Origin of the sequence: Mesorhizobium sp. CA10, assembly GCF_020165285.1 — a bacterium.
Classification (GTDB): Bacteria; Pseudomonadota; Alphaproteobacteria; order Rhizobiales; family Rhizobiaceae; genus Mesorhizobium.
Genome location: NZ_JAIUHV010000003.1, coordinates 17737 through 40645, shown reverse-complemented (window position 1 = coordinate 40645; position 22909 = coordinate 17737). Strand labels below are relative to the sequence as shown.

Genomic DNA, 22909 nt, shown 5'->3' with positions numbered 1-22909 from the left:
CAAAAACAAAAATCGAAGCGCGAAGCGCTGAGACTCTGGAGGAAGAAATGGCCGGTTTGCCGACCACGGCACGCGTGGTGATCATCGGAGGCGGCGTCGTCGGCACCTCCTCGCTCTATCACCTCTGCAAGGCGGGCTGGACCGATTGCGTGCTTCTGGAAAAAAACGAGCTGACCTCAGGCTCGACCTGGCATGCCGCCGGCAACGTGCCGACCTTCTCCTCGTCCTGGTCGCTGATGAACATGCAGCGCTATTCGACCGAGCTTTACCGGGGTCTGGCCGAATCGGTCGACTATCCGATGAACTACCATGTAACCGGCTCGCTCCGGCTCGCCCATACCAAGGAGCGCATGCAGGAGTTCCAGCGCGCCAAGGGCATGGGCCGCTACCAGGGCATGGATATCGACGTCGTCGGACTGGACGAGATCAAGCGCCGCTATCCCTTTATCGAGACGCATGAGTTGAAGGGCGCGCTCTATGACCCGAGCGACGGCGACATCGACCCGGCTCAGTTGACTCAGGCGCTGGCCAAAGGCGCGCGTGACATGGGCGCCAAGATCATCCGCTTCTGCCCGGTCACCGGCGTGCGCCGCGAGAACGGCGAATGGGTGATCGCCACACCGCAAGGCGAGATCCGCTGCGAGATCATCATCAACGCGGCAGGCTACCGCGCCGCCGAAGTCGGCAAGATGTTTGGGCGCGACGTGCCGATGATGGTGATGAGTCATCAGTACATATTGTTCGAGGAAATCCCCGAACTTGCCGCGTGGACGAAGGAACAGGGCCACAAGCTGCCGCTGCTGCGCGACGTCGACACATCTTATTACTTGCGCCAGGAAAAGAGCGGCATGAATCTCGGCCCCTATGAGCGCAATTGCCGTGCGCATTGGGCGACCCACAACGATCCGATGCCGGAGGATTTCTCCTTCCAGCTTTTCCCCGACGATCTCGACCGCCTCGAGCATTACCTCGCCGACGCCGTCGCCCGCGTGCCGATCCTCGGCACCGCCGGCCTCTCCAAGGTGATCAACGGCCCGATTCCTTACGCGCCGGACGGCAATCCGCTGATCGGGCCGATGCCCGGCGTGCCGAACGCCTTCGAGGCCTGCGTGTTCACCTTCGGCATCGCGCAGGGCGGCGGCGCCGGCAAGGTGCTGGCCGAATGGGTCACCGAAGGCCAGACCGAATGGGACATGTGGTCCTGCGATCCGCGCCGTTTCACCAGCTTCGCCTCGGCGCCTGACTATTGCGTCGCCAAGGGCATGGAGATCTACGGCAACGAATACGCCATCCAGTTCCCGCGCCATGCCTGGCCGGAGGGGCGCAACCGCAAGCTGTCGCCGCTGCATGAGCGCATCAAGGCGCTTGGCGGTCAGTTCGACGCCTATAATGGCTGGGAGCGCGCCACTTGGTACGCACAACCCGGCGATGATACTTCCGAAGAGTCTACCCTCACCTTCCGCCGCGACGGCCCGTGGCAGCAGCGCGTGCGCGAGGAATGCCTTGCCGTGCGCGACGCCGCCGGCATCCTCGACTTGCCCGGCTTCTCGCGCTTCAACCTCGAAGGTCGGGGCGCGGCCGATTGGTTGGCGCTGCAGGTCACCGGGCTTGTGCCGAAACCCGGCCGCATCGGCCTCGTCTATTTCGCCGACGACAAGGGCCGCATCGTCACCGAGATGTCGGTGGTGCGCCATGGCGAGGATCAGATGACGCTGATCACCGCCGCGGTGGCGCAGTGGCACGATTTCGAATGGCTGAAGTCGCGCATGCCGGCCGACGCGGCCTTCACGCTGACCGACCGGACGGAGGAATATTCGACGGAGATTCTGACCGGCCCGAACTCGCGAATAATCCTGGCCGAAGTCTGCGACGCCGACCTGACGCTGCCCTGGCTGACGCATCAGGAAACAACCATTGCCGGGCGCTGGGCGAAGCTGGTGCGCGTCTCCTTCGCCGGCGAGCTCGGCTGGGAAATCCACACCAAGGTCGCGGACACGGCGACCGTCTTCGACGCCGTCTGGGCCGCCGGCCGGAAGCACGGGCTGAAACCCTTCGGCATGTATGCGCTGGATTCGCTGCGGCTGGAAAAAGGCTACCGCACCTGGAAGGGCGATCTGTCGACCGACTATTCGATCCTGCAGGGCGGGCTGGAGCGCTTCGTCAAATGGGACAAGCCGGACTTCCGCGGCAAGGCGGCTTTGCTCAATGAGAAGCAGCAGGGCGTGAAGAAGCGCTTCGTCACTTTGGTCGTCGAGAACCCCGGCGACTGCGATGCGCCCTATATGTCGACGCTCTGGCATGACGGCACGATCGTCGGTGAGACGACGTCGGGCGGCTGGGGCCACCGGGTCGGCAAGTCGATTGCGCTTGGCATGCTGCGCACGGATCTCACGGAGCCGGGCACGGCGGTCGAGGTCGAGATTTTTGGCGATCGCTTCATAGCCGTCGTCCAGAAGGACGAGCCGCTGTGGGATCCGAAGAATGAGAGGTTGCGGGCATGACTTCCGTCATCCTCACTGACGGCGGCATGGGACAGGAACTGGTCCGGCGCAGCAAGTCCGAGCCGACGCCACTGTGGTCGGCCAGAGTGCTGATCGACGAGCCGGAACTTGTGCGTGACCTGCATGCGGAATTCATCCGTGCCGGCGCCCGCGTCATCACCATAAACACCTATTCGGCAACGCCGGAGCGCCTGGCGCGCGAGGGTGCCGAAGATCTGTTCAGGCCGTTGCAGAAGCGCGGCGTCGAACTGGCGCGCCAGGCTCGCGACGAGGCGGGCGACGCAGCCATAGCCGGCTGTCTGTCGCCTCTGTTCGGCAGCTACGCACCGGCGCTGACCATCTCATTCGAGGACACGCTCGATATCTATCGCCGTATCGTCGCCGAGCAGGCCGACGGCGTCGATCTGTTCCTGTGCGAGACGATGGCTTCCGCCGAGGAGGCGCGCGCAGCGGTCACCGCGGCCTCGGAAAGCGGCAAGCCCGTATGGGTGTCCTGGACGCTCGCCGATCATGGCACGCCGCGCCTGCGCAGCGGCGAAACCATTGCTGCCGCCGCCAACGCTCTCGACGATGTGCCGGTCGCGGCCCGGCTGCTCAACTGCTGCCGGCCCGAAGCCATCGCCGCCGCATTGCCCGAACTCGTTGCCCTGGGTGGACAGGTAGGTGCCTATGCCAACGGCTTCACTTCGGTCGAGGCATTGGAGCATGGCGGGACGGTGGACGTGCTGCACGCCCGCCATGATCTCCATCCGCAAGCCTATGCGGACCAGGCCATCGGCTGGGTCGATGCCGGCGCCGGCATTGTCGGCGGCTGTTGCGAAGTCGGCCCCGCCCATATCGCCGCCCTGCGCGACAAGCTCACGCAGGCCGGCCACCAGATTTCGGGAGTTTCCTGATGCCAAAACCATCAAAACGCATTACCGGTATCGTGCCTTCCGGCAAGGACGGCTGGGAGGTCCATTTCGCCGCCTGGAATCGCAAGCAGGCCGGCGAAGACATCATTGTGCTCTCGGTCGGCGACCATGATTTCGACACGCCGTCGGAAACCATCGAAGCCTGCGTGACTGCCGTGCGCGGCAGCAACCATCACTACACGCCGCTGCCCGGCCTGCCGCGCCTGCGCAAGGCGATGGCCGCCGCCGCGACCGTTTGCGCCGGCATCCTCACGGAACCCGACGAGGTCATCGCCACGCCTGGCGGCCAGGCAGCGCTTTACGCCGCCGTGCAGGGCGTGCTCGACCCAGGCGACCACGCCATTGTAGTCGCGCCTTACTACGCCACCTACCCCAACACCTTCAGCGCCGCGGGCGCCAGCTTCACGGTGGTCGAGACGCCGGCCGAAGATGGATTTCAACCTCGCGCGGAGATGATCCGCGCCGCGCTTCAACCCAACACCCGCGCCATCCTGATCAACACGCCGAACAATCCGACCGGTGCCGTCTATTCGCGCGAACGGCTCGAGCAGCTGGCCGAAATCTGCAAGGAGAACGATCTCTGGCTGCTGTCGGACGAGGTTTACTGGACGCTCGGCGGCGGCGAGCACATCTCGCCGCGCTCGCTGCCCGGCATGGCCGAGCGCACGCTGGTCATCAACTCCATGTCGAAGAGCCACGGCATGACCGGCTGGCGCATGGGCTGGCTGACCGGGCCGAAAGCGATGATCGCGCTGATGACCGATCTCAATCTGGTCACGACCTACGGCCTGCCGGCCTTCATCTCCATCGCCTGCGCCGAGGCACTCGAAAACCACTATGGCGTGAAGGATATCGCCGAGCGTTACGCCGCGCGGCGCACGATCTTCCTCGATGCCATACGCGGAGCCAATGAAGTCACCGTGCGCGGCTCCGAAGGCGGCATGTACATCATGCTCGATGTCTCCGCGGTCGAGCCTGACGACGAGAAATTCGCCTGGGCGCTGCTCGACAAGGAAAAGGTCGGCGTAATGCCCGGATCGAGCTTCGGGGAAGCCGCCGCCGGCCACATCCGCATCAGCCTCTGCCAGCCCGAACCCGTCCTCAAGGAAGCAGCGCTTCGCGTTCGCCGTTTCGCTTCCAACTATCGCCGCGAGGCCGCATGACCAAGACCATCCCGGCCAAAGCCCGCGCGGTAATTATCGGCGGCGGCGTCTCCGGCTGCTCGGTCGCCTATCATCTGGCCAAGCTCGGCTGGACCGACATCGTGCTCTTGGAGCGCAAGCAGCTCACCTCAGGCACCACCTGGCATGCGGCCGGGCTGATCGGCCAGTTGCGCGGCTCCCAGAACATGACGCGACTGGCGAAATATTCGGCCGATCTCTACGTCAAGCTCGAAGCCGAGACCGATGTCGGCACCGGCATGCGCCAGGTCGGCTCGATCACCGTCGCGCTGACGGAGGAGCGCAAGCACGAGATCTACCGGCAGGCGTCGCTCGCCCGCGCTTTCGATGTCGACGTGCGCGAGATTTCGCCGCGCGAGGTCAAGGAGATGTACCCGCATCTCAACGTCTCGGATGTGGTCGGCGCGGTGCATCTGCCGCTCGACGGCCAGTGCGACCCGGCCAACATTGCAATGGCGCTGGCCAAGGGCGCGCGCCAGCGCGGTGCGACGATCATCGAGAACGTCAAGGTCACCAAGGTCCATACCAAAAACGGCCGCGTCTCCGGCGTCTCCTGGATGCAGGGCGAGGAGCAAGGCACGATCGAGACCGACATCGTGGTCAACTGCGCCGGCATGTGGGCGCGCGAGCTTGGCCGGCAGAACGGCGTCACCATCCCGCTGCATGCCTGCGAGCATTTCTATCTCGTCACCGAGCCGATCCCCGGCCTGTCGCGCCTGCCGGTGCTGCGCGTGCCGGACGAGTGCGCCTACTACAAGGAGGATGCCGGCAAGATGATGCTCGGCGCCTTCGAGCCGGTGGCGAAGCCCTGGGGCATGGACGGCATCCGCGAGGATTTCTGCTTCGACCAGTTGCCCGAGGACATGGACCATTTCGAGCCCATCCTCGAAATGGGCGTTAACCGCATGCCGATGCTGGGCACCGCCGGCATCCACACCTTCTTCAACGGCCCGGAGAGTTTCACGCCGGACGACCGCTACTATCTCGGCGAGACGCCCGAGCTTTCCGGCTACTGGATGGCGACCGGCTATAACTCGATCGGCATCGTCTCCTCCGGCGGCGCCGGCATGGCGCTGGCGCAATGGATCAATGACGGCGAGGCGCCCTTCGACCTGTGGGAGGTCGATATCCGCCGCGCCCAGCCTTTCCAGAAGAACCGCCGCTACCTCAAGGAGCGCGTCTCCGAAACGCTCGGCCTGCTCTATGCCGACCATTTCCCCTATCGCCAGATGGCGACCTCGCGCGGCGTGCGCCGCTCGCCCTTGCACGAGCACCTGAAGGCGCGCGGCGCCGTCTTCGGCGAGGTGGCGGGCTGGGAGCGCGCCAACTGGTTCGCGCGCGAAGGCCAGGAGCGCGAATACCGCTATTCCTGGAAGCGGCAGAACTGGTTCGACAACCAGCGCGAGGAACATCTCGCGGTGCGCAACGGCGTCGGCCTGTTCGACATGACTTCCTTCGGCAAGATCCGCGTCGAGGGTCGCGATGCCTGCGCCTTCCTGCAGCGGCTCTGCGCCAACGACATGGACGTGGCGCCGGGCAAGATCGTCTACACGCAGATGCTCAACCAGCGCGGCGGCATCGAGAGCGACCTCACCGTGACGCGGCTTTCGGATACGGCCTATTTCCTGGTCGTGCCGGGTGCCACGCTGCAGCGCGACTTCGCCTGGCTGAGAAAGCATGTCGCCGACGAGTTCGTCGTCATCACCGACGTCACCGCCGCCGAAGCCGTGATCTGCGTCATGGGTCCGGAGGCGCGAAAACTGATCCAGAAGGTCAGCCCGAACGATTTTTCCAACGAGACCAATCCGTTCGGCACTTTCCAGGAGATCGAGATCGGCATGGGTCTCGCCCGCGCCCACCGCGTCACCTATGTCGGCGAGCTCGGCTGGGAACTCTATGTCTCGACCGAGCAGGCGGCCCATGTGTTCGAGGCGATCACTCAAGCCGGCGCCGATGTCGGCCTGAAACTATGCGGCCTGCACACGCTCGATTCCTGCCGCATTGAAAAGGCCTTCCGGCATTTCGGCCACGACATCACCGACGAGGACAATGTGCTGGAGGCGGGCCTCGGCTTTGCGGTGAAGACGAGCAAATCCGGCTTCATCGGCCGCGACGCTGTGCTCAGGAAGAAGGAAGCCGGCCTGTCACGCCGGCTGGTACAGTTCCGCTTGAAGGACCCGCAGCCGCTGCTCTTCCACAACGAGGCCATCCTGCGCGACGGCAAGATCGTCGGCCCGATCACATCAGGCAATTACGGCCACCATCTCGGCGGCGCGATCGGGCTTGGCTATGTGCCCTGCCAGGACGAGAGCGAGGCGGATGTGCTGGGCTCATCCTATGAGGTGGAGATCGCCGGCGAGCGTTTCACGGCGGAAGCCTCGCTGAAGCCGATGTATGATCCGAAGGCGGAACGGGTGAGGATGTAGCCTTTCCTCTCGCGGCTTCGGGGCAGGATTGCCCGCAGGCGTGACCAAGAGTCGCTATTAGTTGTCCGGCATCGTTGACGGATCGCGAGCACCATGTCGAATACCGACAATCACAATTTCGGCGGCGGAAGGCTCATAGTAGATCAGATAGGATAAGGCCGCACGACAATCCGGCGCATCGGCCTTTCGTCTGTGGCAACGCCGGCCTGGGGATGTTCAAGCAATAGATTGATGACTGCGTGGAGTCTGGCTTGGATCCGCTCCGCCCCTTTGGGTGACTGCAACGCGATATTGCCGAGAACCTCGTCTAACTCGGCTAACGCCGCCGGCGTGTAACGAAGCTTCACAGGCCGTGCTTCGCCCAAACAGCGCGGACTTCCTCGTCGGTTGCAAATTCACCACGCGCAGCCTGCGCTCGGGACATTGCGAGCGAGGCTTTTTCCTCTCGGCTCAGTTGGTGAATAGGTTCGTCCCCCACATCACCCGCGAGGCGCAAGAGGACACGTGCGTACTCGTCCTGCAATTCAGGAGGCAAGGTGCGAACACGTTGGACTGCATGCTCGAAAAGCTTGGTCATGCCCTTATTATGCACTTCATTTCCGCATAAAAAAAGGCGTTCGCCACAATCCCGCAGGATAGCTGAAGGCCCCCTAAAACCGCTCAAGCGTCCTGCGGACTTTGACCAGAAACCCCGCCCTGCTCTTCGGCGTCGAGGCATCCATCAAGTAGTGCGCCAGGAAAAACGTCTTGCAGCGCGTGGCGCATAGCGCCCGCATGCCGCGTAAAATCGTCTTGCGTCCCGGCTGGCCGACGACCACGCTCCACCAGGTCGGCGCGCCGCAGGTGGTGATGACGCCGACCTTGGTGACGTGCCGCATCAGCGACGTGATCCGCCCCTTGCCGGCTGGTAGCTTGAAGGCGATGTCGGTCGCCCACACGCGGTCGAACCAGCCCTTCAGCATCGCCGGCAACCCGTACCACCAGGTCGGATAGATGAAGAGGATCGCCTGCGCCCATTGCAGATGTTCGAAATGCGGCGTCAGCGCAGGATCTTCCGGCGCGCGATCATTGTAGAAGCGCCGCTCCTCGCAACTCATCACAGGGTCGAAATTCTCGGCATAGAGGTCGAGCAGCCGCACGTCCCAGCCCCGTCCTTTCAGCACCTCGATCGCCAGGTCGCGGATCGCCGCGCAATAGCTTTCCGGCACCGGATGGCAATAGACCACCAGCACGCGCATCAGAACGCGTCCATCGTGGCCGCGACCTTCGCCATGAAGACTTTGCGCGTCTCGTCGGTGGATAGGTTCATCGAATAATGCGCGAGATAGGAGACGGGAGCGCCTGGCTTGATGGTCGCCCGCAGCATGCGCTTGACGATCTTGCGCGGCGGGTCGCCCATCAGCATGGCGCGAAAGCGGCTGCCGCCATAGGTGGTGATGACTGCGAGCTTGCGGATGTTGTGCAGCGTCGGCCGCACCTTGCCGTCGACCAGCTTGAACGACACGCCGGGCAGAAAGACGCGGTCGAAAAAACCTTTCAGGATTGCCGGATAGCCATAGTTCCAGACCGGAAACGACAGCACCAGCGCTTCGGCATTCTTCAGCCTTTCGACATAGCCGGCGACCGCGTCGTCCGGCCCGCGCGGGTCGTGATAGCCGAGCCGCTCGGCGCGTGTCAGCCTTGGGTCGAAATCCTCGGCATAGAGGTCGCAGTCGTCGACCGCATGCCCCGCCGCGGCGAGCCGCTCGACGATCGTCTTGTGCAGGCCGGCGTTGAAGCTGGTCTCCACCGGATGAGCGTAAAGCACGAGGATTTTCATCACCCCGCCTTCTGCAATCCCTTGAACAGGAACGTGCGGCCGGAGCGATAATCATAGTCCGGGTTTTCCCAGGCGATCATCTTGCCGGGATTGAGCAGCCCTTGCGGATCGGTCTGGCGCTTGAAGGCAAGCTGGATCTCGTCGGTCTGCTTCATGCCGCCCTCTTCCAGCGTGTAGCGGTGCGGGTTGAAGATCGGGCAGCCATTCTCCTCATGCAGGCGGATGATTTCGTTGAGCCGCGCCTCGGTGGTGAACTTGACCAGCGGCAGGCCGAAGCAGGTGATGTTGCCGTCGAGCCGCACGAATTCCAGATGCGAGAACACCTCGCCCGGGAACATCGCGTCCATCTTCTCGACCAGCGCCAGTTGGTTGGGGAACGGATAGAGCGACTGCAGATAGGTGATCGACGGGTCGACGCGCAGTGCGCGCAGGGTCGTGTGGTTCCAGGCAAGCTCATAGGCCGGCGGCAGGCCCTTCTTGTCCTCGTCCGTCGCGGTCGCCACATTGAAGATGACCTCGCCGCCGGCGCGTCGGGTGAAGGCCAGGAAGGCGTCGAGCCCATGCTTCGCGACCATGACGACGCAGATGCTTTGCCCCTCGCCCAGGAATTTCTGGTGTCGCTTGAAATAGAGCTGCGGCACGGGTGCGGCGATCGGCGTGATCAGCTTGGTCAGGATGCCGTCCTGGCAGGCCAGCGCGTTGCCGTAGCGGGCTGCACCCATGAATTTGTCGAAGCCGACGATAACGTCGATCCAATCATAGGCGGCGGTCAGCGGCATCTCGACCTCGGTGATGATGCCGTTGGTGCCGTAGGCATGGGTCACCTTGTGCAGATCCTCGCCGGTGAGCTCGAGCGCCTTGGGCTCGGCCTCCATGGTGACGACGCGCAGCCGCAGCACATTGCCGAAATCGCGCAAGCCGCCGAAATTGATCGAGCCGACGCCGCCCGAACCGCCAGCGATGAAGCCGCCGATCGAGGCGGTGTTGTAGGTCGAGGGCGAGAGCCTCAGCTCCTGTCCGGAATGCGCCCGCGTCGCCTTGTCGATGTCGGCCAGCACCGCGCCCGGCCCGGTCACCACCCGCCCCGGCGCGATCGTCTTGATCTCGTTCATCTCGGCGAGGTTCAGCACCACGCCGCCCGATAGCGGCATCGCCTGCCCATAATTGCCGGTGCCGCTGCCGCGCGGCGTCACCGGAACGCCGTGCCTGTGGCATGCGGCAAGCGCGCGGATGACTTCATCTTCGTTCTTCGGCGTGACGATCAGGTCGCCTTTGATGTGATCGAGTTGCGCCTTCAGCACCGGGCTGTACCAGTAGAAGTCGCGGCTCTTCTGCTGGACGATGGCCGGATGGTCGTCGAGCTTGATCCCGTCGAGATCGCGCTTCAGCGCTGCGATATCCATCATCACACCATCAGTTCGTCGAGTTCGGCATAGTCGGGCAATTGGCGTTCGATCGCCCTGCCGTCGCGCACCACGATGCGATCCGATTCGGGCCGCGACAGCAATTCGGTCCAGCTGCGCCCCCTGAAGACGATGAAATCGGCTGAGCCGCCGACGGCAAGCGTACCGGCGCCGTCGAGCCGCATCACCTCGGCCGGCGTTGCCGCCACCGCCTTCGGCCAGTCGCCTACCGGATGGTCGAAATGCAGGATGCGCGTCGCCATGCGGTAGACCTCCAGCATATCGAGATCGCCATAGGCGTAGAAGGGATCGCGCGTGTTGTCGGAAGCAACCGCCACCTTGATGCCGCGCGCCTTCATCTCGTGCAGCAGCGTCACGCCGCGCCAGCGCGGGGTGGTGTGATCGCTGCGGCGGTCCTGCAGATAGAGATTGCACATCGGCAGCGACACCACGGCAAGCCGCGCCTTCGCCATCTTGTCCAGCGTGTCGAGCACCTCGAGGTCCGGCTGGCGCGCCAACGAGCAGCAATGGCCGACCAGGATGTTGCCCTCGAAACCGTTCCACAGCGACGCCTCGGCGATCTTCTTCAGCGAGATGGCCGCGACATCGTCGGTCTCGTCGGCATGGAAATCGAGATCGAGCCCATGCTCGATCGCCTGGGCGAACACCTTGTCGAGCAGTTCCTCGAGATCGGGTACCATATAGGTGACGACGCCGAGCACGCCCTTGGCCGCGGCGACGCGCTTCGCCAACCGTTCGAACCAGGCTTTGTCGCGCACGCCTTCGATGCCGAGCAGGCAGGCCGCCTGCAGCTCGATGCGCCCGCGCCATTTTTCCCGCATCGTTTCGAACACCGGCCAGGAGATCTCCTCCTGCGGCGGCACGCTGTCGAGATGCGTGCGCATAGCCTTGGTGCCGTGCGCGTAGGCCGAGCGCAGCGAGAAGTCCATGCGGCGCGCGACATCCTCGGCGCTCCAGCGCGTGGTGCGGTCGGCGCCGGTGGCATTGAGTGCGCCCATGAAAGTGCCGTCCGGATTGGGCTTTCGCGGCCAGATATGGCCCTTGTCGATATGGGTATGGCAGTCGACGAAGCACGGCATCACGATGCGGCCGGCAAGGTCGATCGCGCCGGGGTGCGCCTCTGCCTGGTCGTGCGCGGCAAGATCGGCGATCTTGCCGTTGGTGATGGTAATGTTGGCAAGCGCAAACCCGTCCGAGTCGAAAGCGGCGGCAAGACCCGGCGTGAGCGATCGATGAAGCCGAACGTTAGCCAGGCAATAAGAACCAGAGGTTGGTATCAAGGCCTGGCCCCCGCTGTCTTATGCAGAACTGGTCCACAAATGGGCGCCTCACTATTCTCAATCGCATCGCGCACCTTACCGCTCCTGTTTCAGCGCACTCTCGTGCCAGCGGCGCAGGATGAGATGCGACACCAGCGACAGCACCAGGAAGATAAGGATGCCGGTGAGCGAGATCAGGATCAGCGCCGCGAACAGGCGCGGCGCGTTAAGCCGGTAGCCGGCCTCGATGATGCGGGACGCGAGCCCCGATGACTGCCCCTGCGCGCCGGCGACGAATTCCGCCACCACCGCGCCGATCAGCGACAGGCCGCCGGCGATCTTCAGCCCGCCGAGGAAATAGGGCATCGCCGCCGGCAGCCGCAGATAGCGCAATTGCTGCCAGCGCGTCGCGCCGTTGAGCTTGAACAGGTCCCGCAGGTTCCGATCGACCGAGTTCAGGCCGAGCGTGGTGTTGGAGAGGATCGGAAAGAAGGCGACGATCCAGGCGCAGAGCAGCAGTTTGACGGTCTGGTTGTCCACATAGATGTTGATCAAAGGGAAGATGGCGACGATTGGCGTCACCTGCAGCACGATGGCGAAGGGGAAGAACGACATCTCCACCCATTTCGATTGCGCGAACAGCACCGCCAGTCCGACGCCACCGATCACAGCGAGAGCCAAGCTGAAAAAGGTGATCCTGAGCGTCACCAGCAGTGAGGAGAACAACAGCCCCGCATCGTTGTGCAGCGTCTGCAGCACCACGCCCGGCCGCGGCAGGATATATTGCGGGATCTCGTTCCAGACGCAGATGCGGTCCCACACCACGATCGCCAGCACCATGATCGCCAGCGGCAGCACCCATTTGCCGATGCGCTCCAGCCGCTCCTGGCGGGCGCGGCGCGCCTCTTCCGGATCGAGCGTCAAGACATTGTCTTCAATGGCCGTCATTTTGCGATCCGGCGGTTGAGTTGATTGCGTCGACCAGCACGCCCGAGGCCTGCCGGCAAAGCGCAGCATAGCCCGGCGAGGTGCGGAACGCCTCGTCGCGCGGATAGGGCGCGTTGATGGGGAGTTCGCCATGGACGCGGCCCGGCCGCGCGGCCATGACGACGACGCGGCTGGACAGGAACACGCTTTCGAACACACTGTGGGTGACGAAGACGACGGTGAAGCGCTCGTCCTGCCACAGCTCCAAAAGATCGTTGTTGAGCTTGAAGCGGGTGATCTCGTCGAGCGCGGCGAAAGGCTCGTCCATCAGAAGGATGCGCGGCTTCGTCACCATGGCCCGCGCGATCGAGACGCGCATCTTCATGCCGCCGGAAAGCTCGCGCGGCACGGCGTTCTCGAAGCCGGTGAGATGGACGCGCGACAGCATCTCCATCACCGCCGGTTCCGCCTTGGCGCGCGACACGCCCTTCAGCCTCAGCGGCAGCCAGACATTGTCGAAGACACTGGCCCAAGGCAGCAGCGTCGGCTCCTGGAAGACGAAACCGATGTTCGAGCGGTCGATGGAGCCGCGCCAGTCGAGCTGGCCGGAGGTCGGCGTCGAGAGACCCGCGATCAACCTGAGCGCGGTCGACTTGCCGCAGCCCGAGGGGCCGAGCAGGCTCAGGAAATCGCCTTCGCGGATCGCCAGGTCGACCTTGCTCAGCGCCGTCACGCCGTTGGAAAAAACCTTGCCGACATTGCGCAATGCCAGCAGCATCGGAGCCTCGCCCGATGCCGCCGGCGTCTCAGCCACTTTCTCCTGGATCATCTCAGGCCGGCCGCCTTACTTCTTCAGCTCCAGCCCGACAGCTTTGTTGATGAAGGCCAGCGTATAGGCCTTCTTGATGTCGAGACCCGGCTGCGCGACCTTGGCCTTGACCATCTTGTCGTAGAAACTCTGGATGCGGGCTTCGTTCATCGTGCCGATGCCGAGCTTTTCCGAATCGCCCGAATCGACAATGCCGAACTTCTTCAACTGCTCGATCGAGAAGGCGATCTGCTCGTCCGTCATGTCGGGATTGTCCTTCTTGATCATGTCGTTGGCGGCCTTGTTGTCGCCATAGAGGTACTTGTACCAGCCCTTGGCCGAGCCATCGACGAAGCACTGGACCACCTCCGGCCGCTTGTCGATCGTATCCTGCATCACCTCGATGGTCGTCGCATAGGTGTCCCAGCCATTGTCGGCAAGCAGGAACTGGTTCGGCGTGAAGCCGCCCTGCTTCTGCACCGCGAACGGCTCGGAGGTCACATAGCCTTGCTGAATCGACTTCTTGTTGGCGATGAAGGGCGCCGGATTGAACGTGTAGGGCACGCGCTTGGCGGCGTCGAAGCCTAGATCGGTGACCATCCACTGGAAGAAGGTCTGCGCGCCTTCGTCACCCATGATGTACTGGTCGGCGTTCTTCAGGTCTTCCCACTTGTCCAGCCCCTCTCCCGGATGGGACATGATGACTTGCGGATCCTTCTGGAAATCGGCGGCAACGACGCGCATCGGAATACCCTGCTGCACGGCATCGAAGGCCGACAGCAGGTTGCCGCCCATGTAGAAATCGATCTTGCCGGCAAGCAGCATCGGCCGGCCGCTGACCTGCGGGCCGCCCTGCATGATGGTGACATCAAGGCCGCAGGCGGCATAGGTGCCGTCGGCGATCGCCTGGTAGTAGCCGCCATGCTCCGGCTCGGCCAGCCAGTTGGTGCCGAACGTCACCTTCTCGTTCGCGGCAGCAGTCAGCGTGCCCGCAGCCAGCAGGACGACGGCGCCCGCCAGGATCTTTCCTTGTCCGATCATAAACTCACCCTCTCTTGGCTCCGGCGCGCAACGCGCTGGGCTCGACACCATTGATTCAAGAAGCAAGACACATGCCACCGCCAGGGCCGCCTGCTCGTGCGGCAGTCGTTGCCGAGACCGGACGGGTCATGCCGTACGCGAGGCATCGTGCCTATTTTTTGGACGCCTGTCCATAATCGCTCCTGGCGGCGTCCACGGCATCTTGAATGTTTCATGAATCCGCCACTAGGCTGTCGGCCGACAGGAGAATGCCATGCTCAAATACCTCGCCCCCAAGTCGATCAAGCCGCCTTTCGCCCGCTACAGCCACGGCGTCGAAATACCGGCCGGAAAGCGCCTGGTGCTCTGCTCGGGTCAATTGGGAATCGGCCCCGACGATGCCGTGCCGGAGGACGCCGGCGCGCAGGCCGAGCTCTGCTTCAAGAACATCGCCGCGATTCTGAGCGAGGCCGGGCTGACCTTGAACGACATCGTGCGCATCAACGCCTTCGTCATCGGCCGCGAGCACCTGCAGGCCTATATGGATGTCCGCAACCGGCTCTTTTCCGATCCGGCGCCGGCCTCCACGCTGATGATCGTCTCCGGCTTCGCCCGCCCGGAATTCAAGGTCGAGGTCGAAGTTCTGGCAGCGGGCTAGCTGTTTCAGGGGATAGGCTCTAGACCTTCAGGCCGGACAGCAGACCAATCGGGAGACGAAACGTGACGACAAGACGCGTGTGGTGGGGCGATTACCGGACGACCGAATACGCCTCGATCGACGCCGAAGCGACCATCGCCGTGCTGCCGGTGGCGGCGATCGAGCAGCATGGCCCTCACCTTCCGGTCTCGACCGACACCTCGATCATGATGGGCATGCTGGAGACGGTGATCGCGCGCCTGCCCGACGATCTCGACATCCGCATCCTACCCGTGCAGGCGGTCGGCAAGTCGAACGAGCATCTGCATGCGCCGGGAACGCTCACCTTGCCCGCCACCACCTTGGTCGACGCCTGGACCGAACTCGGCCTGTCGGTCGCCCGCGCCGGAGTAAGAAAGCTGATCGTCGTTAACTCGCATGGCGGTAATGAAGAGATCATGGGCATCATTTCGCGCGAATTGCGCGTGCGCGCCAAAATGCTGTCGGTGAAGACGAGCTGGCAGCGCTTCGGCCGCCCGGCCGGCATGTACACCGAGCTCGAGGACCGTCACGGCATCCATGGCGGCGATGTCGAGACCTCGCTGATGCTGCACTTCCGGCCCGACCTCGTCGACATCAGCAAGGCGGAGAATTTCGTCTCCAATGTCGGCCGCGCCGAAAAGGAATTCGCCCTGCTGCGCCACACCGGCACGCATGCCTTCGCCTGGATCGCCAGCGACCTCAATCCGAACGGCGTGGTCGGCGACGCCTCCATCGCCACGGCCGAGAAGGGCCGGCTGACGGCGGAAATGCAGGCCGACGGTTTTATCAACCTGGTCAGGGATGTGCGCAAGGCGAAGCTTGCCGAGTGGCTGTCGTAGCGGCTGGTCCGCTTTGACTTAGGCGTCGATCCCCAGTTCGAAGGGTATCCCTTCGAACGCGTCGGCGCCGCGCCCGATGGCCTCGATCGCCGCGATCATGCGGCCGTCGCGCTCAAGCAGCGTGTCGGCGACGGCGATCAGCCGCGGATTGGGCGTAGCCGTCGGCGAGAGAAAGCGCAGCGTTCGGGCGAGCTCCATCTCGTCACGCTTGGGCGCCAGCGCCGCGGCGATGATGTAGGCCGACGCCGTCGAGCGGCTGACGCCGGCATAGCAATGCACCACCAGCGGCTTTACCCGGTCCCAGCGATAGGCGAAATCGAGCAAGGCCCGCACATGCTCCTCGCCGGGCATCGTCATGCCTTCCTGCGCGACAGCGATGTCGTGCATGACCAGATGCAGGTGGTTTTCCGCCAGGATCGAGGCCGGGCGGATCACTTCGGTGCCTGCGGCGAGCAGCGACAACAACCGCTGCGCACCGGTCCTTGCCACGGCCTCGTCGACCTTCGACAGCGAACAGACGTGGATCATTGCCCGAACTCCTTTGGCGCATCCTTGCGCCGCGCGGCCCACGTGGCAAGGGCGCCTTCGAGGCGTTGCCATTCCGCTTCATTGCCCGGCAAACCGACACGCAGCACTTGAGGCCGCTCGGCAAAATGGCGGACCAGCACGCCGCTCGAGCCAAGTGCCGAAAAAAGGCCTGCGGCCTCGGGAAACGACAGATAGCGGAACAGGCTGGTGCCGCCGGCGACCGGAACATCGAATCGGCCAAGCAGCGCGTCGAGCCGCCCGGCATCCTGCGCCAGGCGTTGCCGCACATCCGCCTGCCACGCCGCATCCGACAAGGCGCGGATGCCATATTCGAGCGCCGGGCCGGCGACCGCCCAGGGCCCGAGCTGCACATCCAGCCGCTCGGCCGTCAGCGGATCCGCCAGCGCGAAGCCGAGCCGAACACCGGCGAGGCCGAAGAATTTGCCGAAGGAGCGCAGCACGACGATGCCCCCCTCCCCGACATCGCCGGCCAAGCTTTGCTCGATCGGGCCGACATCCATGAAAGCTTCGTCGACGACCAGCAGCCCGCCCTTGGCGCGAAGTCGCGCCGCAAGGTCGAGCAGACGGGCCTTTTCGATCACCCGCCCGTCCGGATTGTTGGGATTGACCAGCACCGCAAGGTCCGCCTCGGCCAGCGCGTCGAAATCGCTGACCTCCGCGACCGCATGGCCGGCGATAGCCGCGGCCCGGGCATGTTCGGCATAGGTTGGGCCGAGCACCAGCGCCTTGCCGGGCCGCAGCAGCGAAGCGACGCGCGGCAGGAGAATCTGCGTGCCGGGCGCCGCCGCCACATGCGCCGCCGACGGCGCGCCATAGGCCTTGGCCGCAATTTCGGCCAATTCGCGCAGTTGTCCTGCCTCCGGCAATCGGGACAGCGCTGTGGCGGGCAGGTCGAAAAGCGGATAGGAGTGCGGATTGATACCTGTCGAGAGGTCCACGAAAGGTTTTGGCGCATGAGGAAAAAGCGCGTTTGCCCGGCCAAGGCTGCCGCCATGATCAACCGCTGCAATCGCTCCGCTTAGAAGTTTCATGTCCGTCCTGATCGCTTTCCTATCACTCGCCATCGAACGCGCCCTCGGCTACCCGGACTGGCTGTTCGGCGCCATCGGCCATCCGGTCACCTGGATCGGCAGGCTGATATCCTTTCTCGATCGCCGGCTCAACCACGCTACGGATTCCGACGAATTGCGTCGCCGACGCGGCGTCCAGGCCCTGCTCGTCATTCTGCTGGTGCCCGGCCTGGTCGGCTTGGTGCTGCATGTCCTGCTCTGGATGATGTTCCCTACGGGCCTCGTCATCGCCGCCATCCTCGGTTCCTCGCTGCTGTCGCAGAAGAGCCTCGCGGAGCATGTCGAGGACGTCGCCGATGCGTTGGAGACCGGCGGCCTGACCCTCGGCCGCATCGCCGTATCGCGCATTGTCGGCCGCGATCCGGAAAAGCTCGACAAGGGCGGTGTCGCGCGTGCCGCGATCGAAAGCCTGGCCGAGAATTTTTCGGACGGCATTGTTGCGCCCGCCTTCTGGACCGGCATCGGCGGACTGGGCGGAGGTGCTGCCTATAAGGCCGCCAACACCGCCGATTCGATGATCGGCCACCGCACGCCGAAATACGAAGCCTTCGGCCGTGCTGCCGCCCGTTTCGACGATCTGGTCAACCTGCCCGCATCGCGGCTGACCGGCCTGCTCATCGTGCTGGCGGCCTTTCTCGTCCCGGGCGCCGATCCGCATGGCGCCTGGCATGTCATGCGCCGCGACGCGAGGAAGCACCGTTCGCCCAATGCCGGCTGGCCGGAGGCGGCGATGGCCGGCGCGCTGGGGCTGTCCCTCGCCGGACCGCGCAGCTATGGCGGCGAAGTCGTCGAGGACGCCTTCATGGGCGAAGGCGGCCGCCGCGAGGCCGAAAGCACCGACATCCGCCAGGCGCTCAAGCTCTATCGCGTAGCCGACTGGCTGCTGCTCGGCCTGTTCGCGGTCGTCTCGGCGATCGTGATCTACCTGACCATTTTGATCAGCGGCTAAAACTCAATTCCCTGCTGCGCCTTCACGCCGGCGGCGAAATGGTGCTTGGTCAGCCCCATCTCGGTGACGAGATCGGCCGCCTCGACAAGCAGCGGCTTGGCGTTGCGGCCGGTGACGATCACATGCAGGTCGCCCCGGCGCGCCTTCAGCGCCGCGACCACCTTTTCCAGATCGAGATAGTCGTAGCGCAGCGCGATGTTGAGCTCGTCGAGCACCACGAGGCTCATCGAGGGATCGGCCATCAGCTCCAACGCCTTGGCCCAGGCAGCTTCGGCGGCGGCGATGTCGCGCTTCAGGTCCTGCGTCTCCCAGGTAAAACCCTCGCCCATCGCATGCCAGACGACACGGTCACCGAAGGCCGCGAAAGCATCCTTCTCGCCGGTATGCCATTTGCCTTTGATGAACTGCACGACGCCGACGCGCTTGCCATAGCCCAGCATTCTCAGCGCCAAGCCGAAGGCGGCCGTGGTCTTGCCCTTGCCCGGCCCGGTGTTGACGATCAGCAGCCCCTTTTCGACGGTCTTGCCGGCCACTTCGGCATCCTGCACCGCCTTGCGCTTGGCCATCTTGGCGCGGTGGCGCTCGGCGTCCTTGTCGTCAATGGTCTTGTCTTCGATTTCGGCCATGTCACTTCACCTTGAGTGGCAATCCCGCCACCATCATGAGAACGCTGTCGGCAGCGGCCGCCACCTGCTGGTTGAGCCGGCCCGCGGCGTCGCGGAACCGGCGCGCCAGCGCGTTGTCGGGCACGATGCCCAATCCGACTTCGTTGGAGACCACGAACCATGGCCCGCGCGGCCGCGACAGAGCATCCTTGAGCCGCCGGCATTCGGCCTCGATGTCATGTTCGGCCAGCATGTGGTTGGTGAGCCATAATGTCAGGCAATCGATCAGCACAGGTTGGTGGGTCGGCAAAGCCTCGATGGCGCCAACCAGATCGAGCGGCGCATCGACGGTGACCCAGCCTTCGCCGCGCCGCGACCGATGCAGCGCGATGCGCTCGCGCATCTCGTCGTCATAAGCCTGCGCCGTGGCAATGTAGGTCCAGGGCGATGGATGGGCGGTTGTCAGCGCCTCGGCATGCGTGCTCTTGCCCGAACGGGCACCGCCCAGGATGAAGGTCAGCTTCCCATCGGAAGCTCTATTGCCGCTCGCGGCTGTCGCGCCGGTCATTCTTGCCTTCCAGGTTGGAATCGTGTTGCGGCCCAGAGGCCGACGGTGCGCGAACCTTAGGCAGAAGCGCAACCACCGGCAAACCCAATTCCGGCACCGCCCGGCGCGATTGCGGCGCGACTTGCGGTGCTACGAGCCGGCAATCCGCGCCGCGACCAGCTGCTGAAGCCGCCACAAATGCGTATCGTGGATGCCGCGCTGCTCGAGATTCTTCACCGTGTTGTAGAGATAGTCGGCGCCCGACCCCCAATGGCCGCAGGAGGTCGCCAGCCTTTCGGCAACCGCTTCCTCGCTTAATGGACCGGCATAGGTGGTGCCCTGGCGGTTGATGACGAAGGCCAGCGCCCGCAGCGGGCCGCCATCGCTCGTCATATCGAGCAGGCGCGGATGATAGCTGGTCGGCTTCAGTGTCACCTCTCGCCGCAGGATCTTGTCGAGTTGCTCGCGCCTGTCGCCGTCGCCGAGCCGAAAGGCGACGCCCTCGCATTGTCCGCCACGGTCCAGCGCCATCATCAGGCCCGGACTTTCCTTGGTGCCGCGCCAGCGCGTCATGTTCATGCAAAAGGATCTGTGCCAGCCGCGCAGCAGGGCCACGCGCTCCTCGACATGCTCGATCTCGGGCTTCCAGATCAGAGAGCCGTAGCCAAACAGCCAGAGCGGTTCGTTGGCCAGGAGTTGAGCCTCCAGCTCACGCGTCATCGCCGCATAGTCGCTGTCATCCAGATGCGCCGCGTCGGGATCCGGTCCCGCATCCTCGACCGCGCGGAAGCAGCGAGCGACCAGTTCCTCGGTAAGCGACATGGTTCTTGGCAGCATGCGCGCGACCTTAAGGTTCCTGCGCGACCGAAACTATGCGGCCGCCTCGCGGTTGACAACTCCTTGGCCCGGGTGTCGGCTGTCGGCAGCCACGGAGAAGCCGATGCAGCCCGATCCGAGCGAACGCGCGTCTTACAACGGCCTGACCAGTCTCCAGCCGACCTTGCCGTCCGCCTCCTACTGGGGCGCCGACGAGTATCGCCGCGATCTGGAGGCGATCTGGTACCGAAGCTGGCTGATGGTCTGCCGCGAGGCCGATATAGCCGAGCCCCTCTCCTTCCGAACGTTCCGCATCGGCAGCCAGGAGATCGTCGTGCTGTGCGACGAGACCGGCGCCTTGCGCGCCTTCCACAACACCTGCCGGCATCGCGGCTCGCAGCTTTGCCAGGAAAGCGCGGGGCGGCTGAAGGCCAGGCTGCTCACCTGCCCCTACCACGCATGGTCCTATTCGCTGCGCGGCGATCTCGTGCGTGTGCCGTCGAAATCGCTGCCCGAGGGCTTCGACAAGGCCGATTATCCGCTCTACCGCGTGGCGCTCTCGGTTTGGCGCGGTTTCGTCTTCGTCAATCTCGCCGAGCATCCCGACGGCTCGGCGGAAAGCGCCTTTGACCGCGCCTCCGGCGATCTTTTCAACTGGCCGCTGGAAAGCCTCGTCACCGGCCACCGGCTCACCAGGGTGATGAACTGCAACTGGAAGGTCTTCTGGGAGAACTTCAACGAATGCCTGCACTGCCCGGGCGTGCATAAGGACTTGTCGCGGCTGGTGCCGATCTACGGCCGCGGCCTGATGGCCAGGCGTGACGATCCCGAATGGTCGCGCCACGCCGACAATGACGCCCCGGAATTCTCCGGCCGGCTGCGCCCCGGCGCCGAAACCTGGTCCAAGGACGGCCATGTCCATGGCCCTGTCTTTTCCGGCCTGACGCCGGCCGAGCGCGCCGCCGGCCAGACCTACGCCACCTCGCTGCCGTCGATGTTCATCGTCGGCCATATCGATTATATGCGCACCGTGCGGCTGGCCCCGCTCGGTCCCGAGCAGACCGAGCTCACCGCCGAATGGCTGTTCGCCGCGGAAGCGTTGGCTGAGACCGATGTCGAAAACATCGTCGCCTTCGGCACCCAGGTGCTCGAAGAAGACGCCGTGATCTGCGAGATCAACCAGAAGGGGCTGCGCTCGATGCGCCACGAGGCCGGCGTGCTGATGCCGGAGGAATACGATCTGCACCGCTTCCACGATTGGGTGCGCGGTCGTCACGCAGCGTTCAAAACGCCTTCGGCAGGTAGCGCCAGGTGACGAAGCCGCAAAAGGCGGCCAGGATGCCGAGCGTGACGAACACCGAGCCCAGCCCGAAGAAGGCGAGCACCACCGAATAGACGAGCGGCGGCGTCAGCTCGGAGAAATCGAGATAGGTGCGGTAGACCGCCGCCATCTGCGCCTTCTCGTAAGCGCGCACCGAGCGCATGAAGGCGGTCGAGCCGAGCGCGTCGAGCGCGATGGTGAAGAGCGCGCCGCAAAGCAGCAGCGCGCCGGTGAGCAACGGCGCCGCCTCGCCGATTGCGCCCGCGGCAAACAACATGGCCGACATGGCGAAATAGGCGAAAGTCATGACCTTGCGCCCGCCAAAGCGCTTGCCGGCCCTGCCCCAGAAGATCGCCGCGAACAGGAGCGCGTTGCCGGCCGAAACCAGCAAGCCGCCGGCGAGCTCGCCCTGGCCGGTGATCACCATGAACAGCGGGCCGTAGACGAAGAACGTCGTCCAGAAGCAGGAGCGGCCGAAGGCGATCAGCCAGGCAAGCCTGAGCCTTGGCTGCTTCACGAAGCGGCCGATATTGGCGAGCGGATTGGCGGGCCGCGACCTGCCGGGCCGGATCGACTGGTTGTCGCTCAACCGGTAGAACCAGAACAGGCAAAGCAGCGCGAACGCAAACACGACGACCGCGCCATGCGCGGCATAGATGCCGAAATGGGTGTAGAGGAAGATGCCGAGCGTCGGCCCGCCTGTCCAGGCGAACATCGACCACGCCATGCGCAGCGATTCTGCCTGCATGAAGTCGGTCTTGCGTATGTGATCCATGATGTAGAGGTTGAGCGTGATCGACAGCGCGCTCGCCCCCATGACGCGGCACAGCATGCCGGCAATCTGGCCGGGCAGCGAGTGGGTGATGAAGAAGGCGGAGCCGAGCGCCAGCAGCACGCAGCCGGCCGTGTAGACCCAGCGCCGCGCGAAGCGGCGAATGAGCACCGGCATGAACAGCGTGACCGAGAGGCCCATCAGGGACACGATCGTGTAGAGGACCGAGACGATCCGCTCATTGTGCAGGATCTCGTACGCCTGGATCGGGATCACGCTGGAGATCGTGGCGCGGGCGAAGGATTCAACCGCATAGAGTGAGGCGAAGGTGCGCGCGTCCGCCGGCCGCAGGGCCGGAAGCCAGATCGGATGGCGCACATGGGTGGACATCGGCCCTCCGAGACGTGAATCACCGCCCGAATCTGGCCGGGCCAGCTGCCGGCCAGTAGCAGGAAACCGACTCCGAGAGGCCGAAAAGCGGAG

23 protein-coding genes are annotated in these 22909 nt (G+C 64.5%); 8 read left to right on the top strand and 15 right to left on the bottom strand.

The genetic code is table 11. The features are described 5' to 3' along the window. Positions 1 to 47: 47 nt before the first annotated feature. From LB535_RS07170 to LB535_RS07155, 4 genes are read left to right on the top strand one after another with little or no spacing between them, the layout of a single operon-like run. A complete protein-coding gene (locus LB535_RS07170; RefSeq protein WP_224631706.1) occupies positions 48 to 2501 on the top strand; it encodes an FAD-dependent oxidoreductase in 2454 nt (817 codons plus the stop codon). Beyond that, the gene (locus LB535_RS07165) at positions 2498 to 3397 is read left to right on the top strand and encodes a homocysteine S-methyltransferase family protein (RefSeq protein ID WP_224631705.1); all 900 of its coding nucleotides are present in this window, start codon (positions 2498 to 2500) and stop codon (positions 3395 to 3397) included. Before LB535_RS07170 ends, LB535_RS07165 begins: the two co-directional genes overlap by 4 nt. Then, complete coding sequence (locus LB535_RS07160) at positions 3397 to 4578, top strand: pyridoxal phosphate-dependent aminotransferase (RefSeq protein ID WP_224631704.1); 1182 nt, start codon at positions 3397 to 3399, stop codon at positions 4576 to 4578. The genes LB535_RS07165 and LB535_RS07160 overlap by 1 nt, the downstream gene beginning before the upstream one ends. Beyond that, positions 4575 to 7022 (top strand): FAD-dependent oxidoreductase, encoded by a 2448-nt coding sequence (locus tag LB535_RS07155; protein WP_224631703.1) that lies wholly within the window; start codon positions 4575 to 4577, stop codon positions 7020 to 7022. The genes LB535_RS07160 and LB535_RS07155 overlap by 4 nt, the downstream gene beginning before the upstream one ends. 143 nt (positions 7023 to 7165) lie before the next feature. On the opposite strand, the gene LB535_RS07150 is transcribed toward LB535_RS07155, so the two are convergent. From LB535_RS07150 to LB535_RS07110, 9 genes are all read right to left on the bottom strand, one after another. Beyond that, positions 7166 to 7369 carry a type II toxin-antitoxin system RelE/ParE family toxin gene (locus tag LB535_RS07150; protein ID WP_224522730.1) on the bottom strand — a complete coding sequence of 68 codons (204 nt, stop codon included), beginning with the start codon at positions 7367 to 7369 and terminating at the stop codon, positions 7166 to 7168. Next, positions 7366 to 7599 carry a hypothetical protein gene (locus tag LB535_RS07145; protein WP_224522731.1) on the bottom strand — a complete coding sequence of 78 codons (234 nt, stop codon included), beginning with the start codon at positions 7597 to 7599 and terminating at the stop codon, positions 7366 to 7368. The genes LB535_RS07150 and LB535_RS07145 overlap by 4 nt, the downstream gene beginning before the upstream one ends. 73 nt (positions 7600 to 7672) lie before the next feature. Beyond that, positions 7673 to 8260 (bottom strand): NAD(P)H-dependent oxidoreductase, encoded by a 588-nt coding sequence (locus LB535_RS07140; protein WP_224522732.1) that lies wholly within the window; start codon positions 8258 to 8260, stop codon positions 7673 to 7675. Beyond that, the gene (locus tag LB535_RS07135; protein ID WP_224631702.1) at positions 8260 to 8841 is read right to left on the bottom strand and encodes an NAD(P)H-dependent oxidoreductase; all 582 of its coding nucleotides are present in this window, start codon (positions 8839 to 8841) and stop codon (positions 8260 to 8262) included. The genes LB535_RS07140 and LB535_RS07135 overlap by 1 nt, the downstream gene beginning before the upstream one ends. Continuing rightward, complete coding sequence (locus tag LB535_RS07130) at positions 8841 to 10244, bottom strand: FAD-binding oxidoreductase (protein WP_224632074.1); 1404 nt, start codon at positions 10242 to 10244, stop codon at positions 8841 to 8843. Before LB535_RS07130 ends, LB535_RS07135 begins: the two co-directional genes overlap by 1 nt. Positions 10245 to 10246: 2 nt before the next feature. Continuing rightward, positions 10247 to 11545 (bottom strand): cytosine deaminase, encoded by a 1299-nt coding sequence (locus LB535_RS07125; protein ID WP_224601910.1) that lies wholly within the window; start codon positions 11543 to 11545, stop codon positions 10247 to 10249. Positions 11546 to 11620: 75 nt separating this feature from the next. Next, a complete protein-coding gene (locus tag LB535_RS07120) occupies positions 11621 to 12472 on the bottom strand; it encodes an ABC transporter permease (protein ID WP_224631701.1) in 852 nt (283 codons plus the stop codon). Further along, positions 12459 to 13280 carry an ABC transporter ATP-binding protein gene (locus LB535_RS07115; RefSeq protein ID WP_224600927.1) on the bottom strand — a complete coding sequence of 274 codons (822 nt, stop codon included), beginning with the start codon at positions 13278 to 13280 and terminating at the stop codon, positions 12459 to 12461. The genes LB535_RS07120 and LB535_RS07115 overlap by 14 nt, the downstream gene beginning before the upstream one ends. Before the next feature lie 15 nt (positions 13281 to 13295). Then, complete coding sequence (locus LB535_RS07110) at positions 13296 to 14300, bottom strand: ABC transporter substrate-binding protein (protein WP_224631700.1); 1005 nt, start codon at positions 14298 to 14300, stop codon at positions 13296 to 13298. Between the two features lie 253 nt (positions 14301 to 14553). On the opposite strand from LB535_RS07110, the gene LB535_RS07105 reads away from it, so the two are divergent. Further along, entirely contained in the window at positions 14554 to 14937 is a 384-nt protein-coding gene (locus LB535_RS07105) for a RidA family protein (protein WP_140541985.1), read from the top strand. Positions 14938 to 14999: 62 nt separating this feature from the next. Further along, complete coding sequence (locus LB535_RS07100) at positions 15000 to 15797, top strand: creatininase family protein (protein WP_224631699.1); 798 nt, start codon at positions 15000 to 15002, stop codon at positions 15795 to 15797. Between the two features lie 18 nt (positions 15798 to 15815). Here the strand turns inward: LB535_RS07100 and LB535_RS07095 are convergent, their stop codons facing one another. Next, complete coding sequence (locus LB535_RS07095; protein ID WP_224631698.1) at positions 15816 to 16325, bottom strand: tyrosine phosphatase family protein; 510 nt, start codon at positions 16323 to 16325, stop codon at positions 15816 to 15818. Next, complete coding sequence (gene cobD / locus LB535_RS07090) at positions 16322 to 17377, bottom strand: threonine-phosphate decarboxylase CobD (protein ID WP_224631697.1); 1056 nt, start codon at positions 17375 to 17377, stop codon at positions 16322 to 16324. Before cobD ends, LB535_RS07095 begins: the two co-directional genes overlap by 4 nt. Here cobD and cbiB point away from each other — a divergent pair. Beyond that, complete coding sequence (cbiB, locus tag LB535_RS07085; protein WP_140839981.1) at positions 17376 to 18365, top strand: adenosylcobinamide-phosphate synthase CbiB; 990 nt, start codon at positions 17376 to 17378, stop codon at positions 18363 to 18365. The two genes, cobD and cbiB, sit on opposite strands and share 2 nt — an antisense overlap. On the opposite strand, the gene cobO is transcribed toward cbiB, so the two are convergent. The 3 genes from cobO to LB535_RS07070 all read right to left on the bottom strand — a co-directional run bounded on the left by cobO (position 18362) and on the right by LB535_RS07070 (position 20354). Next, on the bottom strand, positions 18362 to 18991 hold the full coding sequence (gene cobO, locus LB535_RS07080; RefSeq protein WP_095764889.1) for a cob(I)yrinic acid a,c-diamide adenosyltransferase: 630 nt from the start codon (positions 18989 to 18991) through the stop codon (positions 18362 to 18364). The two genes, cbiB and cobO, sit on opposite strands and share 4 nt — an antisense overlap. A 1-nt stretch (position 18992) precedes the next feature. After that, positions 18993 to 19538, bottom strand: a complete 546-nt coding sequence (cobU, locus tag LB535_RS07075) for a bifunctional adenosylcobinamide kinase/adenosylcobinamide-phosphate guanylyltransferase (RefSeq protein ID WP_140839979.1) — start codon at positions 19536 to 19538, stop codon at positions 18993 to 18995. Positions 19539 to 19667: 129 nt separating this feature from the next. Continuing rightward, on the bottom strand, positions 19668 to 20354 hold the full coding sequence (locus LB535_RS07070) for a gamma-glutamylcyclotransferase (RefSeq protein WP_224631696.1): 687 nt from the start codon (positions 20352 to 20354) through the stop codon (positions 19668 to 19670). A 103-nt stretch (positions 20355 to 20457) separates the two neighbouring features. Here LB535_RS07070 and LB535_RS07065 point away from each other — a divergent pair, with 103 nt between their 5' ends. Continuing rightward, positions 20458 to 21648, top strand: a complete 1191-nt coding sequence (locus LB535_RS07065) for an aromatic ring-hydroxylating oxygenase subunit alpha (RefSeq protein ID WP_224631695.1) — start codon at positions 20458 to 20460, stop codon at positions 21646 to 21648. On the opposite strand, the gene LB535_RS07060 is transcribed toward LB535_RS07065, so the two are convergent. Then, the gene (locus LB535_RS07060; protein WP_224631694.1) at positions 21617 to 22816 is read right to left on the bottom strand and encodes an MFS transporter; all 1200 of its coding nucleotides are present in this window, start codon (positions 22814 to 22816) and stop codon (positions 21617 to 21619) included. The two genes, LB535_RS07065 and LB535_RS07060, sit on opposite strands and share 32 nt — an antisense overlap. Positions 22817 to 22909: the final 93 nt, after the last annotated feature.